We start from the raw sequence: 17,062 nt of genomic DNA on the forward strand, positions 1-17,062 counted from the left end.
AAATAAAAAATGAAACTGCATCTAAAAATATGGCGCCAACTAGACGCTACTACTAAAGGAAATATGGTCAATTATGAAATAGATGATATCTCTGAACACATGTCTTTTCTCGAAATGCTGGATCTTTTAAACGAATCGCTTTTACAGCGTGGCGAGCGAGTGATAGAGTTTGATCACGACTGCCGAGAAGGTATTTGCGGACAATGCGGAATAATGATAAACGGCAGGGCGCACGGCCCGCTCAAACATACCACCACCTGCCAGCTGCACATGCGAAGTTTTAAGGATGGAGACACTATTTATATTGAACCTTTTCGAGCTTTAGCATTTCCTGTGTTGAGAGATTTAAAAATCAACCGTAAAGCGTTGGATGCGATCATCGGCTCAGGAGGTTATATTAGTGTTTCGACAGGTCAAGCACCTGAGGCCAACAGTATTCCTATCACTTACGAAGCAAGTGAGGCTTCTTTTGATGCTGCAGCCTGCATTGGATGTGGTGCCTGCGTTGCAACCTGTAAAAATGCCAGTGCTGCATTATTTACAAGTGCAAAAATAACACACCTGGCCTTATTGCCACAAGGAAAGCTGGAAACCTCAAAAAGAGTCATTACAATGGTAAATCAGATGGATGAAGAAGGCTTTGGAAGTTGCTCAAATACTGGAGCTTGCGAGGTAGAATGCCCTCAGGATATATCGGTATTGTCGATCGCCCGAATGAACTATGAATACAATAAAGCACAACTTTTAAAAAAGTAAAGCTGTTTTTTTTGTAAAAATAAACTTATGTTAAAAACAAATTGTATCACTTCAATTAGGTTGTTTATTTAATATTTTCTGTACCTTAGCTACGTTTAAAGTAAAAAAACTTCTTTGGCAGCTATTTTACGTACTTCGAATATGAAAGAACTTCTAAAACAGAACATTAGAAAACATATTGTACTTTCTGAAAATGAAACAGAAGAATTTTGTGATTTATTTGAGGAAAAGTCAATTCAGAAAAAAGGTTTTTTACTCAGAGAAGGTGAAGTCTGTAAGTTTGAAGGTTTTGTTACAAAAGGCCTTTTTCGAGTGTATCATATAGATCAGAATGGTTTTGAGCAAATTCTCTATTTTGTAGTAGAAAATTGGTGGATTACCGATATTGATAGCTTTTGCAATGAAACTCCTTCACAGCTTTGTATAGAAGCTCTTGAGGATAGTGAAGTGCTGGTCATTACAAAAATAAACAAAGAATTTGCATACGCTAATTTGCCAAAAATAGAAAAATTATTCAGGGTAATGACGCAAAAAACGCACGTGGCGCTTCAAAGAAGAATGATTGATAATCTGAGCAAAACAGCAGAATCTCGATATATCGAATTTACAGAGAAATACCCACACATCATACAACGACTCTCTAATATACAAATAGCTGCTTATCTGGGGATTACCAATGTTTTTTTAAGCAATATTCGAAAAAAAATTGTTTTGAAAAAATAATTTTTTAGCTCTATTTACTGATCCGTTTAGGGGGTATTACAAAAACAGCTTCTACATCTGCAAATTATTCCAAAAACACAAATACCTACTTGATTTTGATATTGTATCCGCAGGAATCCGGAAACATGGTATTGCACAAAAACAATCCACACTTATTTTGCACTAATTTATTAAACTAGTTTAATGTTTTCGGACAGTAAATGACTGCATCTTTGCAGTATTAATTTTAATATAAAAATATGAAAACTAGAATTATAACAATATTATTAATGTCCTTAACTTTATTTAATATGGAAACACAAGCACAAAGTTTTAAAACATTCGAAACAAAAGAATTAAAACTTCAAATATTCAATGCATCCGAAAATAGTTTCGGTGTTGCATCGGTAATTGTCTCTGGGAAAACAGATGCCGTGCTAATTGATGCACAATTTACTTTAGCGGAAGCTGAAAAAGTAGCACAAGAAATTAAGAATTCAGGCAAAAAATTAACTGCTATTTATGTTTCTTACGGTGATCCTGATTTTTATTTTGGATTAGAAGTATTTAAAAAATATTTTCCCGAAGTTACCGTATATGCAGCTCCTAAAACAATAGAACACATCAAAGAGACCGCTCAGAAAAAACTGGAAGTTTGGGGAGAACGATTAGGCAAAAATATTACCTCAAACGTTGTTTTGCCTCAGGTTTTAAAAGGAAATAGTATTGATTTGGAAGGAAAAAAGTTAGAGATAATAGGTTTGGAGGATTTCCCAGAGAAAACATTTATCTGGATCCCTTCTATGAAAGCCGTTGTGGGAGGAATTAATGTTTTTGGTTCTACTTTTCACTTATGGATGGCGGATGCGCAGACGGCAGAAGAGCGTAAAAGTTGGATAACTGTTTTGGACAAAATTACGGCTCTACATCCGGAGATTGTAATTCCAGCTCATTCCAATCCTCAAAGTCCGTTTGACATCTCGGCTGTAAAACATACAAAAAGTTATATTCAGTTTTACGAAGAATCTCTAAAAACAAACAAAACTTCAGAAGCATTAATTTTAGCTTTGAAAGCAAAATATCCTACACTCACTTTTGAAACCGCTTTGATGATTGGTGCAAAAGTAAATACAGGAGAAATGAAATGGTAAAATGGTTATTCAGTTGCAGCTTGGTTGTGCTTTTTGCACTGTCAGGCTGTACTTTAAACAAAACTAAAATGACAAATCTTGAAATAGTAAAAAGTACTTACGAGGGAAAAAGTTCAGAGGAAAATGGTCAAAATTTGGCTAAATATGTTGCCGATAATGTTTCCTGGACAGAAGCAAAAGGTTTTCCTTATGCCGGGACTTATATTGGTTTGGAAAACGTGACTAAAAATGTGTTTAAACGTTTGGGCAGCGAATGGATAAACTACAAATTTACTCCCGAAGATTATGTTGCCCACGATGATAAAGTAATCGCTTTTGGCACTTATACGGGTACTTATAAAACAACTGGAAAATCATTTGAAGCCAGAGTTGCTCATATTTGGAAATTGAAGGATGGTAAAATAATTAGTTTTGAACAGTTTGTCGACAGCAAAACTGTCACCGATGCGATGCAATAAGAATCATTTTTTATACCTTGCACTGGTTTAATGTAATTATAAAAACCAATGCACGAAGCACTTTTTACCTATATTAATCGGCATATTGGATTACCGCTCACAATTGATGAAGAAGCATTGATTGAAGCTAATTTTCAGCCCAAGAAACTCAGAAAAAAACAGTATTTTTTGCAGGAAGGCGATGTTTGCAAACAGATTGGTTTTATTGTAAAAGGTGCTATGCGACAGTACAGTGTAGATGATAAAGGCGTTGAGCACATTGTACATTTGTATATCGAAAATTATTGGGCAGGTGATCGTGAAAGCTCTATTATCAACGGTTTTTTTTATCATATCTCATTGTTATGAGGCTTACTTCTGATGCAACTTTGCCTTATCAAAATGAATAAAAAAATAACTTTTAAATTTTAAAAAAAATGGAAAGCTCAAAAAAAACTTCAGCAGTTCAACTTCTTCGTAACAGTTTAGATACTTTTCTTGCCAAAGATATGAAAGGCTGGTCGGCGCTTTGTGCAGAAGATGTTGTGGCAGAATTTCCTTTTGCTCCAGAAGGTTCACCATCTAGATTTGAAGGCCGTGAGGCGCTGTATGCCTACCTAAAAGACTACCCAGGTTTTATAGATGTAAAGACAATTCCAGCCTTAAAAATCTACGGTACCGATGATGCAAATGTCGCCATCGCAGAATGGAGTGCATCCGGAGTAGTAATTGGTAATGGAAATCCGTATGAAATGAGTTATGCCACTTTTGTAACTTTTCGTGATGGCCTAATTGTGAATTATCGTGAATATTGGAATCCACAAGCTTTTCAGAAAGCAATGAGTGGTGGAAGTTTTGCTTCAGAATAAACATCAGGTAAAAATATTGTTTATAAATTGAAAACCGCTGACTACTATCAGCGGTTTTTTTTATGAGATATTATTCATTTAAGAACTATTAATTAAATTTAAAACAAAAAACAATTTGACATTCGAGAGAACAACTAAACACTATTTGTTTGGCGGTTTTTCCGAAAATTTTAAAGTAATTTTGTACTGGAAATCTTTTAGATAATGAAAAGATTTGCATTTAATTATAAAAAATTGAAAAATAACGAAACAAGCTGGACTGTTTGTGAGGAATGTCAAGGACGTGGCAAGAAAAGTCGGGGTCTCACCAAGAAAGCAAGACTCCGCTATCAAACGGAATTAGCACAATTTGAAAAAACAAATGGTGAAGGACAAGCTCCTATTCCACCCAAAGGTCATTTACATTTATGTTCGAAATGTTCGGGATCTGGATTGAAACCTGCTATTAGCCCTCCTGCCCCGGATCATGAGAACTTTCCGCGTATTGCTATTGTGGGTGGCGGTATCGGAGGCGTGGCTCTGGCTGTGGCTTGTTTGCATCGCGGAATTCCTTTTACTCTCTATGAGCGTGATAGTGACTTTAGTGCACGATCACAAGGTTACGGACTCACTCTGCAACAAGCCAGCAAAGCAATGGAAGAGTTGGGTGTTTTATCGTTAAAAGAAGGTATAATTTCTACACGACATGTCGTACACACTACAGAAGGAAAAATAATTGGAGAATGGGGAATTAGAAAATGGCTCCATTCGGACAAAAAAAAGGTTCCAAAACGTACCAACATACACATTGCCAGACAATCTTTGCGTCTTGCGCTTTTGGATCAACTAGGTGAAAGTAATACTGTAAATTGGGGACATCAACTAATAGATTTTAAGGAAGTTGATGATAATGGCATTGAACTAACTTTTCAGGTTAATGGTGAGTTGAAGACCTCAAAGGCAGACCTTTTGGTCGGAGCCGATGGTATTCGTAGTATCGTACGCAAATTACTGATTGGGGAAGATAGTACCCCGCTTCGTTATCTGGGCTGTATTGTAATATTGGGTATTTGCCCGCTAACTGCTCTCGAAGGTCTTAACAGTTCTTTACTAGATTCGGCTACTGTATTTCAAACTGCCAATGGTAACGAGCGTATCTATATGATGCCATATACAGCCAATGCTATCATGTGGCAACTTAGTTTTCTAATGTCTGAAAAAGAAGCTAAGGCGTTAAGTATTCAAGGACCTCAGGCTCTAAAGGAAGAAGCGTGTCGTAGAACACAGTGGCACGATCCGATTCCACAAATAATGGCAGCAACGCCTGAAGCTCAGATTTCGGGCTATCCAGTGTATGATCGAGAATTACTCCAATCTGAATTATTAGAAAAAAAAGGTTCCGTAACATTAATTGGTGATGCAGCCCATCCGATGAGTCCGTTTAAAGGACAAGGAGCCAATCAGGCACTTTTGGATGCGCTTACACTGGCTAGAGAAATCTCCAGAGGATGTAAATCTGCGAGGTGGAAAAAAGCGGGTATTAGAGAAAGTGTGTTAACTGATTTTGAATTGAAAATGTTACAACGTAGTACATCAAAAGTAAAAGATTCTGCTGACGCTGCTGAGTTTTTGCATTCTGAAGTTGTACTTCACGAAAGTGATGCGCCAAGAGGAACGTATTTCCAACAAAAAGACAAATAAAAAAGGCTTTTCAAGTGATATAAAAAGTATTATTTTTTCTCGATATTCGTTTTATTGGCTCATTTTATAAACAAACGGTAACATACTACAAATAAAAAAGGCATTTGCTTGATACAAATGCCTTTAGAAGTAACTGTTATAGTGTGCTTATGCTATTACTACGTTTACTGCGTTTGGACCTCTACGGCCTTCTTCTACGTCATAACGTACTGCATCGTTTTCACGAATGTTTTCTGATAGACCTGAAACATGAACAAAAACTTCGTTTCCTCCATTGTTAGGAGTTATGAATCCGAATCCTTTTTCTTCATTGAAAAATTTTACTGTACCTTCTTGCATTTTTAATGTATTTAATTCCTCAAATGTAATCATTTAAATTGAGAACTAACTGAAAATAAGTTTTTTATTTTGAAAACAACTTAACAACTCCTAATTTATCTCAAATTTTGATGAGATAATACCGTTTCAAAAGAGTCAATTATTACCAATTCTCTATCTCTATTTTATGTTTAAACGAAAAATGCTATTTTATATGTAAAATAGTGTTTTTTAATTTTCTTATTTTATTACAATCGTCATGTTAGGCACAATTATCGAATCACCTGTACCTCCTGTAAAACGCTGTGCAAAAATTTCGATATAATCGTTATTTAATAATTCAACTGTTGCAGTTATTGGAAGAACTACTATATCATTGGTTGCGAGTCCTCTTCCATAGACTTTGTATTGAGTTAATGCTGTGCCGTTTTTTGCTACATAAATTATATAGGTTCCAACAGCAGGGACTTGAAAAGAAATAGAACCCGAAACTTGAAAAATTCTTTTCTTTTTTCCCAGGTATCGTAATCTATTGTTATTGTTAGGATTAGCATCTATGGCGAACCTAAATAAGTTATTTGATGTAGAAACTCCATTAACTTTTACAATATTACTAGGATTCGAGGTATTAAAAGTTGTAGCTGCCCCAGATCCTACTGCGTAATCCACAGAAAAATCTCCAACAGCAGTTGCATCCGTTTCAGTAGGTATACCAGCTGATCTCACATTCCAGCTGTTGTTAAAATTATACCCTGTGTAGGTTCCTGTAGTATAGGGTTTTACATATCCTGCAGTATTAGTACCGGTAAAAACAACCGATTCTAACACAGCGTCACCAGTAATAGTAAGACCTGCAGTAGATACATCAAAACCAATGGCGGTTCCATTTACAGTACTAAATCCACCTTGCTTTTCTATTAAGTTAAATGTTCCTGTAAATTTTTCATAGGTGCCTGTATTACTGCTAAACCATCCCAGATTGCTTAGTAATAAATTGCCTATATTGTCATACGTAATACCTGTTGTATTTGCAGCATACTGAACGATGCTAAAAAAAACCAATCCAAAACCTGATATTGTACCTACACTAGCAGAACTAGCTACGATAGAATCTCTAAATATCAGAGCTTGAGTTGCTGCACCACTAAGATTAAATACACTACCAGCAGCAGCTCTTAAAGTAAGGGTCTTAATAGTTCCGCCAGTAGCGCCCTCAAAAAGATTTCCTGAAGCCTTAAAGATAACATCATTTTGGGAATCTAAACCTTGAATGTAAGCATTGTTTAGATCTATAGGCAAGGTAAAAGTAACGGTACCATTGATTTCGTATAAAGTATTAGAGTCCAACAAATATTTTGCACCCGCACCAGCTGCTAGCTCTGCTGCCAGAACAATTGCCAGATCATCACCTGTACGTATTCTTTTAAAATTTTGTCTTGGTGTAGCGCCACTGTTGATCACGGTCCATGAAGATGAAGTTGATACGTAATAATAAAATGATTTTAGATCTGTATCGTAAACAATTAACCCATCTGCAGGCGTTGTTATGGCATTTCTTTGAGCGGTTGTCATTCTCGGAGCCAATAAACCTTGTGTAGTAGAGGAAATATCTAAAACAGAACTCGCATTGGGTGTAATTGTACCAATACCAATTTGTGCATTTCCAGTAGATGAGAGTATGAAAAATAGCAACAAGAAAAATGTATTATTAGTTTGTGCGATAAATTTATGTACCATAATTTTTGTTATTAGCATTGTTCGTAATAAAGTAGATTTGAGAAATTGTAAAGTGTTTAAAAAATATAAAAATTAGAAGTAAAATTTTAGAATTTTGATTATTGCATTCCTGAATTTGAGATAATAATCTTTTGAGTTATTTTTTCATTATCTGAAGTCACAAATGTGGCAATGTAAATTCCAGAACTCAACCCCGAAGTAGAAAATGTGTAATTTTGATCAGCTCCTAAGTTGTTTTGAGATAATATCGTCTTACCCAGAATATCAAACAATGCAAATGAAGATATGTTTTTATTATCAGGATTTGATACTTTCAAGACCTGATTAGTATTATCCTGAGAGATAAAAAAAGCATCTTTTATCGGATTATTAGTACTTAATGTCTGACTTGTAAAAGCAATTTTAAATCGCTCTCTATCTACTCCTGGCGGGATAGTAACTTCATAAGTTCCATTTTTAATATCATGGTATGTTGAGTTAGATCCATCAAACAAATAAATATTTTGTGTGGGATCAAAATTTATAATTTCAGGAATATAAAATTTTAAAGTAGTACTGGTAGCCGCTTTTACTGTTAAAGGTATTTTTTTTGAAACATCAAAAGTAAGTCCTTGTATCACGTAGTTACCGTTTTCCAGCCAAAATGAAGCATCATTTGGAAGGCTTCCATCCATATTCAAAGCATCAATTCCGGCGTCTACGCCATCCGTTGCTTCTGGCAAAAACGCCAATGCAAGCTGTCTCGTAAATTGATTATTGATGATGGTGTTTATTTTAAAATGCGAAATTTCTGCAACTGCTTCAGTAAGCTCACCTTTGCTTTCCGTTTTATCAGTGGTTTTATTTTCTGATTTATTTTTTGAAGGTTTTGCAAATTGAGACAAACCAGCACCTTCGATATAATAAACTCTGTGGGCATTTTTAAAAGTAACCGAACCGTTTGCAGTACCATTTATTAAAAAACCCTGTCCAATAGGCGAATATTTTCTTTCAATCACCAAACCAGAAGATGTTCCAGCGGTATTTAATGATCCATCAGGGTTATAGCTACTAAAAGTAGCCGCTGTATAAATTCCGTTTGAACCTAAAGTCCCAGGCGAATATGTTCCGTAACCTCCTCGATAAGCAGAAAGATAATGAGAATTTACTGTTTTGTCCTGTTCCCAAAAATAAGCCACACGCGTACAGGCACTATTTGTCGGATCTAATAAAAAGGCATTTAAATCTAACGCAGAAGGATAGGGATTCCCTGTTAAGGTTGCAGCATTACCACTACCTACTGCCACTGTAATAGTACCATCATTGGGTTTTCCTCTAAAATCATATCGCTGTAAACCAGTTCCCGGATTATTGACCACTCCTGTACTTTCAGGATCTGTGGTATCTGTACCTCCTGTTCCTTTCATAGTAAAACCTTCTCCCGGAGCAATAGTGGTAGCACTTGCAACTTGTACCCATTGAGAATAGTTGTTTGCGTTGGTCAATTTGTAAATCCAGTAAGGCGCTATTGCCAATGGACTTGCAGTTCCGTTGTAATTTCCAATAGGAAGAACTGTAGCAGGAACTGCGGCAACCGAAGTCGTAGGACGATTCAATAAAGTGATTCCAAAGTTATTATTTACCGATGAAGAAGTCGGTGCACCGATAGGTGAACACCAATAATTATATTCAAAGTTGTCTGAGGTTCCTTCTTGGTAAACAGAAAGTATTCCTGTTCCCACGTTGGCAGATGATCCCGCTGTACCCTGTACCAACTGAGAATTATTTCTTAAATAAAGATTTGAATTGGTATCTAAGTTTAAATTCTGTCCGACATATAACACCTGACTTTTTACATAAACGGGTGTATTAGCACCAATAAAGAGCTGTGAATAGGCCTGTAACGAAATAAAAAAAGAAAATAAGAGTAATTTTGTTCTCATAATTTTTAATCTATTTTACATCAAAAATTAGATTTTAAATCAACCTAATTTTTAGTGTATTCTATTTAATTGATTTATCTTTTCTTACTGATGATGTAAGTTCCCAAAATAATACCGCCAATAAACAAAACACTTATCATACTATCTACTGGTAGTGGCGGCGGTGGTTCATCGGGTAAACCAGGTGGTGGCGGATTATCCGAAAAGCACCAAAAAGGAACTAAAACAAGCAAAAGGATAAGAAATTTTTTCATTATTATTTTGGGGTTAAATTCGTTGTAATAGTGATGTAAGATTGTTGCGTAAAAAAAAGTAACCTAAGGGGTTATAAGGAAAAAAAAGAATTTCTTGAAAACGGCGTGTAGTAGTAATCTTTTGCTGCACTTCTATATAACTTCTTAAAAGTGACATACTCAAATTTACTAAAAAAAATAATTATTCTTACATCATTAAGTGTTAAAGTTTTATAATTCTCACCTGTTGTGTGTTTTTTGTAATCAAATATTTACACTAGATGCATTTTTTAAAATGAGTTATTGAATTTTTTCTTTGTAAATTAAAAACCTTTTACATTTCTTAGGTAAAAGATTGCTATCTTAGTATTATTCTGAAATTAAAAAGTTCAATTTACTATGATGCCGCAGTTTAAATCACAAATTCAAGAATGAGAAAAATTATAATCATATCGTTTGTCTTTACTTCTTTGTACAGTTGGTCTCAAAATCAGAAGGAAAACGACAGCATCAGTAGTGATACGGTACAAAATATTAAATACAGTTATAAACAACTTATTATTCCCGGCGTTTTGATAGGTTATGGTTTTTGGGGAATTGAAAGCGGTCAAATAAAAAGCTTCAATCACCAGATTCGCGAAGAAATTACAGAAAACATAGATCGCAAATTTTCTGTTGATGATTTTTCGAGATATGTACCTGCGCTTTCTGTTTATACTTTAAATGCTTTTGGAGTAAAAGGAAAAAATGACATGAGAGACCGATCGGTTATTTTAGGTACTTCACTTATTATCATGACAGGAACCGTTTTTGCATTAAAATCAATCACAAAAGCCGAACGACCTGACGGAACATCAAATGATTCTTTTCCTTCAGGTCATACTGCTGTAGCTTTTGCAGGTGCCGAATTTTTGTATCAGGAATACAAACACCAATCTATATGGTATGGTGTAGCAGGATACGCTATTGCTGCTGGCACAGGAATCTTTAGAATGTACAATAACAGACACTGGCTCACAGATGTGGCGGCGGGTGCTGGTATCGGAATATTGAGTACTAAGATAGCTTACTGGATGAATCCTTATTTGACCCGAAAACTTTTTGGAAATAAAGAAAACAACTCTACCTCTTTTTTAGCTCCAACTTATGATGGCAAAAATTTTACTATTAACTACATCAAAACATTTTAATTGCTATTAAAAAGGCTTCAAATATCGATTATTTTTTGAGTTTTAAATATTTATTTTCAATTAATAAAAGCTATTCTAGATTAAAAACATTTCCTAAATGTTCTTCCATAATAAACGATGGATCATGAGTTTGCGTCACCGATCTTATATGAATTAAACTAGTTTTACTCATCATCCTGAGCATCTGGCGACGTTCGCACTTTATAATTTTTCCGTTCTCTTCGCGCTGTCCGGCAACAAAAGCACTTCTCCCATGAGCACACAAATGATTGTTGACAAAGATTACATCTCCAGAATTTGGAATGTAATCACTATTGATAAGCTCTTTAGCTTCGTTCCAAAATTCTGTCAAATTATAAAGAGCTTCCGGAGTTTGTCCTGCATTTTCGTTGAAGATTTGTTCAGCAGCGTCAAAACGAATAAAGGGAAGCTGTTTATTTCCATATAAAACCGAAGCCGTTGGTCCTGAAACGACTTGCTTATCGCTATAATTGGCATCTTTTGGACATTGATAGATAGGATTAAACAACTTTTGCATGGTTTCATTAACCTTTCCATGAGAACGAATAGAATATAGTGTAGAAGGAACTCTTTCTTCATTTCTTAGATAAAGAAAACTTAAAAAATCAGCTTGATGAAGTAAAAAAGCATCTTCTGTATGCACATATAAATCTGTTTTGGACCCAGATCCCGTTTGTGTTACTGCCATTTTTTCATCCGGAATTACAGCATGCAAGAGTCCTCCACCCTTTCGTTGCGCATAATATTGCACTGGTTTAGAAGGTACAGCGCCATGAAGAAGCGAACAAATAAAACCGTATTTATTCAATTTTGCATAATCCGTTTCTTGCCAGTTTGGAGGAGTTGGTCCCAACTCTTCTTGGTCAACCTCTAAAAGTCCCTGAAAAACAATCGCGCCATATTGATTTGCTGAAAAATCACTTCCAAAGTGACTTAAGATTCTACTAATTCGTTCCGGAAGCAATTGAAAAGCTTGAAGATGGAGTGCTGCGATATAATCTGGATTTTCATAATTGCCAAATGCTTTTACTAAAAGGTTACCAACATTTGATAAAATATTCCTTTCCTGAGGCGTTACCACTACGATTAACGGTTTTGTAGGAATGTCAAAATGTAAATTAGTTTTTGCAGGTCTTTCTTCTGCAACAATAGTTTGTGATTTCATTTTTTTAACTCGTTTTATAGTTATTAAAAGATAGAGGAATTAACAAAAAATAATTATTAATCAGTATTATAATAAATAATTAGCTACTAATTAAACATTGCTATGTACGTCCATTCGTATAAAATTTTCATATTTATTTTTTTTATTGATATTAATTTATACATTTGTTTTTCATTATTCTTATTTATTCTAAATAGTAATTACTTACAAATATATTTTTATTTAATCTAAATAAAAAGAAAATAGTTAAAAAAAATCAAAATATATATGAAAATTAAAGACAATCCCAGTAAAAACAATAGTTCCGAATATTCTGAAAAATTAAATAAAATTTCGAAGAATATTCGTAAAAGGAGAAGTGTTTTCGCCAATGACTTTATTAAAAAAGAGTTACCCGAAAAACTGCTTAAAGAAATACTAATTAATGCTACTTGGGCTCCAACTCATAAAATGACAGAACCTTGGAGGTTTATTGTTTTTAGAGGGAAATATCTAAAAGAATATGGTCAATATATGGCGCATTATTACAAAGATTTTTATGATGAATTATCTGCCGAAGCCAAGAACGAAAAGCTAAATTATCTCGCAAACTACCCATTAAATGCTGCTTGCCTTATTGGTGTGATCATGGTGCGAAATACAAAAATTGATTTACCAGAATGGGAAGAGATTGCCGCAATATCTTCGGCGGTACAAAATATAGCACTTACCTGCACTGCTCATAAAATAGGCAGTTATTGGAGCACCAAGCAAGTAGCCCTTGATTATGTTGCCCAATTTGGTCTTGCAGCAAATGAAAAGTCACTTGGTCTTCTCTATCTGGGCTATTATCCAGAAAACCTCAAGTCATCTAGTAAGAAAAGAACGCCTTTATCCAAAAAAGTAATCTATCTCGAATAAAAATAACTAAAATCCTTAAACAAATATTTTATGAACAACACATTGATCCATAAGGAAGAGTCTGTAAAAGTACCTCTTATTAACGAAGATTTCTACAAAGACATTTTTCACCAGAATTCTGGAGCTGAATATGCTCAGGCTGTAAAATTAGCACAAGAACGTGTTGCTAATTTCTTAAAAAACAATCGTAAACCTTTTAGCGGAATAAGACCGGAAGAAATTCGAACAAAAGTTGAAGAAATAGATTTGGCATCCCCCCTACCGGATTATGAAAGCTTGCTTAATGAAGTTGATGAGCTTTATGTTAACCATGCTACCGCTTATCACCTTCCGGAGTATATAGCACACTTAAATTGTCCAGTTGTAATACCAGCATTAGCAGCAGAAATGCTTATAAGTGCTATAAATTCTTCGCAAGATACTTACGATCAAAGTGCTGGCGGAACTTTTATAGAGCGCAAATTAATTGATTGGACAAGTGAACAAATTGGTTACAGAGAAGGCGATGGTATTTTTACTGCCGGTGGATCTCAAAGCAATTTAATGGGACTGCTTTTGGCTCGGGATTATTATGCTTTACAGTATCAAAAACACAATATCAAATTGGATGGACTTCCTTCAGATGCCTCAAAATTTAGAATTTTTGTTTCAGATAAAGCACATTTTAGCAATCATAAAAATGCTTGGATTTTAGGTCTTGGAGAACAATCTATCGTACATGTGGGAGTTGATCACAGATATCGTATGAACCCAGAACAGCTAGAAAAAGCAATCGCTGAAGAAATAGAAAAAGGCAATATTCCGATTGCAATCACTGCTACTGCTGGAACTACAGATTTTGGAAATGTTGATCCGCTAAAAGCCATTGCAGCTATTGCCGGTCGATACAATTTATGGCTTCATGTAGATGCTGCTTATGGTTGCGGATTGCTTTTGACCGACAAACACCGTCACCTTTTAAACGGTATCGAACTAGCCGATTCAGTAACTATAGATTACCATAAATCATTTTTTCAGCCTATTAGCAGCAGTGCTTTTATTGTAAAAAACAAATTGCACCTCAATATTATTAAGCATCATGCTGATTATTTAAATCCAAAAGAGCAAAATTACGACGCACTTCCGGCTCAAATCAACAAATCGATTATACAAAGTACACGTCGTTTTGATGCCCTGAAGTTATGGTTTACACTTCGCTACATGGGTAAAGAAAAATTAGGACAGTTTACAGATACTATTATTGAAACAACCCAAAAAACAGCAGAATATATAGAATCTGACCAAAAATTTGAGCTTTTGTGTCACTCAGATATGGGGGTTTTGGTGTTCAGATATCTTGGAGATTCAGCAAAAAATAGCTCTTGTAAAGTCAATCAGTATATCAAAGAAAAACTCTTTTTTAGCGGAGAAGTTTTAGTAGCTAGTACCAAAGTAAACGGAGAATTCTATCTGAAGTTTACCATTTTTAATCCCCTAACGACTCTTACTGATATTAAAAAAATTCTTAACCTGATAAAACAAAACGGAGATGAATACTACGGACTTAACTAATTTTCCCCAAGCGGCAGAAGAGATAAATTTTAAATCTCTGCTCAATTGTTATTGCAGGGAATTCAATAATTGGAGCCGTTACGAAGGTATTCCAAGATACGACCAGACATTAGCCGATTGTATGCAAACGATAGGTCATACCTCTTTTATGAGATTTGATTTTGCGTCTATTGGCCAGGAAGTTTTTGCGCCTTTGACTTATTTTTCAGAGAGTGGCGTGCATTCTTTCGGTTTCCCTGTTGTGGTTCGTGATGTTGCAACAGAAAAAATTACAGCAATAAATCCGTTACAATTTACGGAACTCGTAGCTGCATACAGCACCGAAAATTATCCTGAGATTGATTCTTTGCCAACAAAAGAGCGTTTAAAAAATAGTATCGATAATCTTGCGCTATATCTATCGCATTATAAAAATAGGGGTCATGCCGCCAATACTATTGAGCAAACCTTTATTGAAGCAGAACAATCCCTTATTTTAGGACATACCGTACATCCGTTGACAAAAAGTAGAGAAGGATTTACAAATGAAGAACTCCAAAAATATTCTCCGGAAACCAGAGGTGAATTTCCTCTACACTTTTTCTTAGTTCATCCCGAAAATGTACATGAAAAAAGCGCTGTAGATTATTTAATTACAGACTATTTAAAAAAAGAAATTTTAAAGTACGCAGATCCTGCAAGCAAAGGATTACTAGGTCGCTACACAAATTATAAAGTGGTACCAACTCATCCTTGGGAAGCTCAATATTTATTGAATCTGACCGAAGTAAAGGAAATGCAGACAAAAGAAATTCTATTTAGTCTCGGGGAGTTTGGTCCCTCCTACACCGCTACATCCTCTGTTCGGACGGTTTATAATGCCGAAAGTGAATGGATGTACAAATTCTCTTTGCATGTAAAAATCACCAATTCGTTTCGTGTTAATTATCTTCATGAATTAAATCGTGGTTACGATGCAGCAGAACTCATGAAAACCGATTGGGGAAAAGGCATTCAAAAAGACTATCCTCAAATAGAACTTATTACTGATCCTGCTTTTATTACGGTTACTTACGAGGGTAAAACTATTGATGGTTTTAGCACTAGCGTTCGCCAAAATCCTTTTAGTGGAGCCAATATCAACAAAAATGTAACGATGATTGCCTCTCTTTGTCAGGATGGTATTTTAGGCGAATCTCCGCGAATTCTCAATATTATTAATGAAGCTGCGAAGAGACGAGATGCAACGGTAGCTGATACTGCGCTTTTATGGTTTAAACACTATTTAGATATTAGTCTGAAACCGCTGATAGGTATTTTTAATCAATACGGATTTGGAGCTGAGTTTCATCAGCAAAATATGCTTGTCGAGTTTGACGAAAATCTTTTTCCTTCAAAGCTTTATTTTAGAGACAATCAGGGCTATTTTTTCCGTGAAGGAATAGTAGAAAAACTGGAGGAATTGATTCCTGGTTTTGGTAAAGAAAGCAGATCTTTTATTGCCGAAACTAAAATTATTAATCTCTGGGGATATTATTTATTGGTAAATCATTTATTTGGAATTGTAAATGCTTTTGGTAAAAATAAACTTGCCGAGGAAAATACACTTCTTGGTTTGATATATGAAACGCTAAAAAACGAAGAGCAATTTGATACCACGGGTTTGGCTGCTCAACTCACAAATAGTGTAAAGCTGATGGTAAAAGGCAATTTGCTAACAAGTCTGAATAACATGGACGAAGCCAGTGCTCCAAGAACAAATCCTGCAGTTTATAAAACGTATCCAAATCCTTTAAATAAGCACTTTTTTTCTAAAAAATTAATTAATCCAAAAGGAAATGAAACTGTTTTTAGCAGGTATTTTGAAAAGGAAAATGTAACAATCACATTACGACCTGTAGATATTGATAAAGATCTTGAGATGCTTCACGAATGGTTTCATCGTGAACACGCGCTGAAAATCTGGCAAATGAACTGGCCAATACGAAAATTAGAAGCTTATTATCGCACGCTTATTCCGGGAGATCACGCACATAGTTACATAGGTGAAGCCAACGGTGTTCCAACTTTTAATATTGAAGTGTACTGGGTATGCCGCGACATATTGGGTGAATATTATGATGCAAAACCCTCAGATTACGGCACTCATCAATTTATTGCGCCGGTTGATCCTAAACTAAAATACGGTTCGCCAGCCACGCAATCTATGATGGATTTTGTATGGGCAGAGTCAAAAGTAGGTAGAATGGTTGGTGAAGGTGCTGTAGATTCGATCGCATCGATGATGAACAAAGCTCATGTAGGATTTAAAATTGATAAAGTTATCGAAATGCCTCATAAAACTGCCAATCTAAACTTTTGCTACAGAGAATGGTATTGGGCAAAATTTCCTGCCGCAAAAGATTTTCAAAATAATCCAATAATCGCCTCTCAGGTTTAATCCTTAAAAAA

The 17,062-nt window shown here is 35.2% G+C and carries 16 protein-coding genes; 11 read left to right on the forward strand and 5 right to left on the reverse strand.

All coding sequences use genetic code 11. From position 1 onward, the window contains the following. Positions 1–9: 9 nt before the first annotated feature. The 7 genes from LNP22_RS14030 (at position 10) to LNP22_RS14060 (ending at position 5,595) form a co-directional block, all read left to right on the forward strand. Positions 10–756, forward strand: coding sequence for a succinate dehydrogenase/fumarate reductase iron-sulfur subunit (locus LNP22_RS14030; RefSeq protein ID WP_229974009.1), 747 nt, complete (start codon positions 10–12; stop codon positions 754–756). A gap of 141 nt (positions 757–897) precedes the next feature. Beyond that, the gene (locus tag LNP22_RS14035; RefSeq protein WP_229976389.1) at positions 898–1,479 is read left to right on the forward strand and encodes a Crp/Fnr family transcriptional regulator; all 582 of its coding nucleotides are present in this window, start codon (positions 898–900) and stop codon (positions 1,477–1,479) included. Between the two features lie 290 nt (positions 1,480–1,769). Next, positions 1,770–2,609: an MBL fold metallo-hydrolase gene (locus tag LNP22_RS14040; RefSeq protein ID WP_229974010.1), complete on the forward strand. Its 840-nt coding sequence runs from the start codon at positions 1,770–1,772 to the stop codon at positions 2,607–2,609. 68 nt (positions 2,610–2,677) lie between these two features. Then, the gene (locus tag LNP22_RS14045) at positions 2,678–3,067 is read left to right on the forward strand and encodes a nuclear transport factor 2 family protein (RefSeq protein ID WP_229974011.1); all 390 of its coding nucleotides are present in this window, start codon (positions 2,678–2,680) and stop codon (positions 3,065–3,067) included. Between the two features lie 48 nt (positions 3,068–3,115). Continuing rightward, positions 3,116–3,415 (forward strand): Crp/Fnr family transcriptional regulator, encoded by a 300-nt coding sequence (locus LNP22_RS14050; protein ID WP_229974012.1) that lies wholly within the window; start codon positions 3,116–3,118, stop codon positions 3,413–3,415. Between the two features lie 68 nt (positions 3,416–3,483). Beyond that, positions 3,484–3,915 (forward strand): nuclear transport factor 2 family protein, encoded by a 432-nt coding sequence (locus LNP22_RS14055; protein ID WP_229974013.1) that lies wholly within the window; start codon positions 3,484–3,486, stop codon positions 3,913–3,915. A 204-nt stretch (positions 3,916–4,119) separates the two neighbouring features. Further along, on the forward strand, positions 4,120–5,595 hold the full coding sequence (locus tag LNP22_RS14060; protein ID WP_229974014.1) for an FAD-dependent oxidoreductase: 1,476 nt from the start codon (positions 4,120–4,122) through the stop codon (positions 5,593–5,595). 147 nt (positions 5,596–5,742) lie between these two features. On the opposite strand, the gene LNP22_RS14065 is transcribed toward LNP22_RS14060, so the two are convergent. The 4 genes from LNP22_RS14065 to LNP22_RS14080 form a co-directional block, all read right to left on the reverse strand. Further along, entirely contained in the window at positions 5,743–5,934 is a 192-nt protein-coding gene (locus tag LNP22_RS14065; protein WP_229974015.1) for a cold-shock protein, read from the reverse strand. Between the two features lie 219 nt (positions 5,935–6,153). Further along, a complete protein-coding gene (locus LNP22_RS14070; RefSeq protein ID WP_229974016.1) occupies positions 6,154–7,650 on the reverse strand; it encodes a hypothetical protein in 1,497 nt (498 codons plus the stop codon). Between the two features lie 98 nt (positions 7,651–7,748). After that, positions 7,749–9,572, reverse strand: coding sequence for a T9SS type A sorting domain-containing protein (locus tag LNP22_RS14075; RefSeq protein ID WP_229974017.1), 1,824 nt, complete (start codon positions 9,570–9,572; stop codon positions 7,749–7,751). A gap of 74 nt (positions 9,573–9,646) precedes the next feature. Beyond that, complete coding sequence (locus tag LNP22_RS14080; RefSeq protein ID WP_229974018.1) at positions 9,647–9,826, reverse strand: hypothetical protein; 180 nt, start codon at positions 9,824–9,826, stop codon at positions 9,647–9,649. Between the two features lie 410 nt (positions 9,827–10,236). On the opposite strand from LNP22_RS14080, the gene LNP22_RS14085 reads away from it, so the two are divergent. Further along, a complete protein-coding gene (locus tag LNP22_RS14085) occupies positions 10,237–10,995 on the forward strand; it encodes a phosphatase PAP2 family protein (protein ID WP_229974019.1) in 759 nt (252 codons plus the stop codon). Positions 10,996–11,065: 70 nt separating this feature from the next. Here the strand turns inward: LNP22_RS14085 and LNP22_RS14090 are convergent, their stop codons facing one another. Beyond that, on the reverse strand, positions 11,066–12,181 hold the full coding sequence (locus LNP22_RS14090) for a Fe(II)-2OG oxygenase family protein (protein WP_229974020.1): 1,116 nt from the start codon (positions 12,179–12,181) through the stop codon (positions 11,066–11,068). Between the two features lie 267 nt (positions 12,182–12,448). Between LNP22_RS14090 and LNP22_RS14095 the strand changes: the two genes are divergently transcribed. From LNP22_RS14095 to LNP22_RS14105, 3 genes are read left to right on the forward strand one after another with little or no spacing between them, the layout of a single operon-like run. Next, positions 12,449–13,081 (forward strand): nitroreductase family protein, encoded by a 633-nt coding sequence (locus LNP22_RS14095; protein ID WP_229974021.1) that lies wholly within the window; start codon positions 12,449–12,451, stop codon positions 13,079–13,081. Positions 13,082–13,111: 30 nt separating this feature from the next. Further along, the gene (locus LNP22_RS14100) at positions 13,112–14,632 is read left to right on the forward strand and encodes a pyridoxal phosphate-dependent decarboxylase family protein (protein ID WP_229974022.1); all 1,521 of its coding nucleotides are present in this window, start codon (positions 13,112–13,114) and stop codon (positions 14,630–14,632) included. Then, a complete protein-coding gene (locus LNP22_RS14105; RefSeq protein WP_229974023.1) occupies positions 14,610–17,051 on the forward strand; it encodes a GNAT family N-acetyltransferase in 2,442 nt (813 codons plus the stop codon). Before LNP22_RS14100 ends, LNP22_RS14105 begins: the two co-directional genes overlap by 23 nt. Positions 17,052–17,062: the final 11 nt, after the last annotated feature.

The sequence above is a fragment of the Flavobacterium flavipigmentatum genome, assembly GCF_020911905.1.
GTDB classification, from domain to species: domain Bacteria; phylum Bacteroidota; class Bacteroidia; order Flavobacteriales; family Flavobacteriaceae; genus Flavobacterium; species Flavobacterium flavipigmentatum.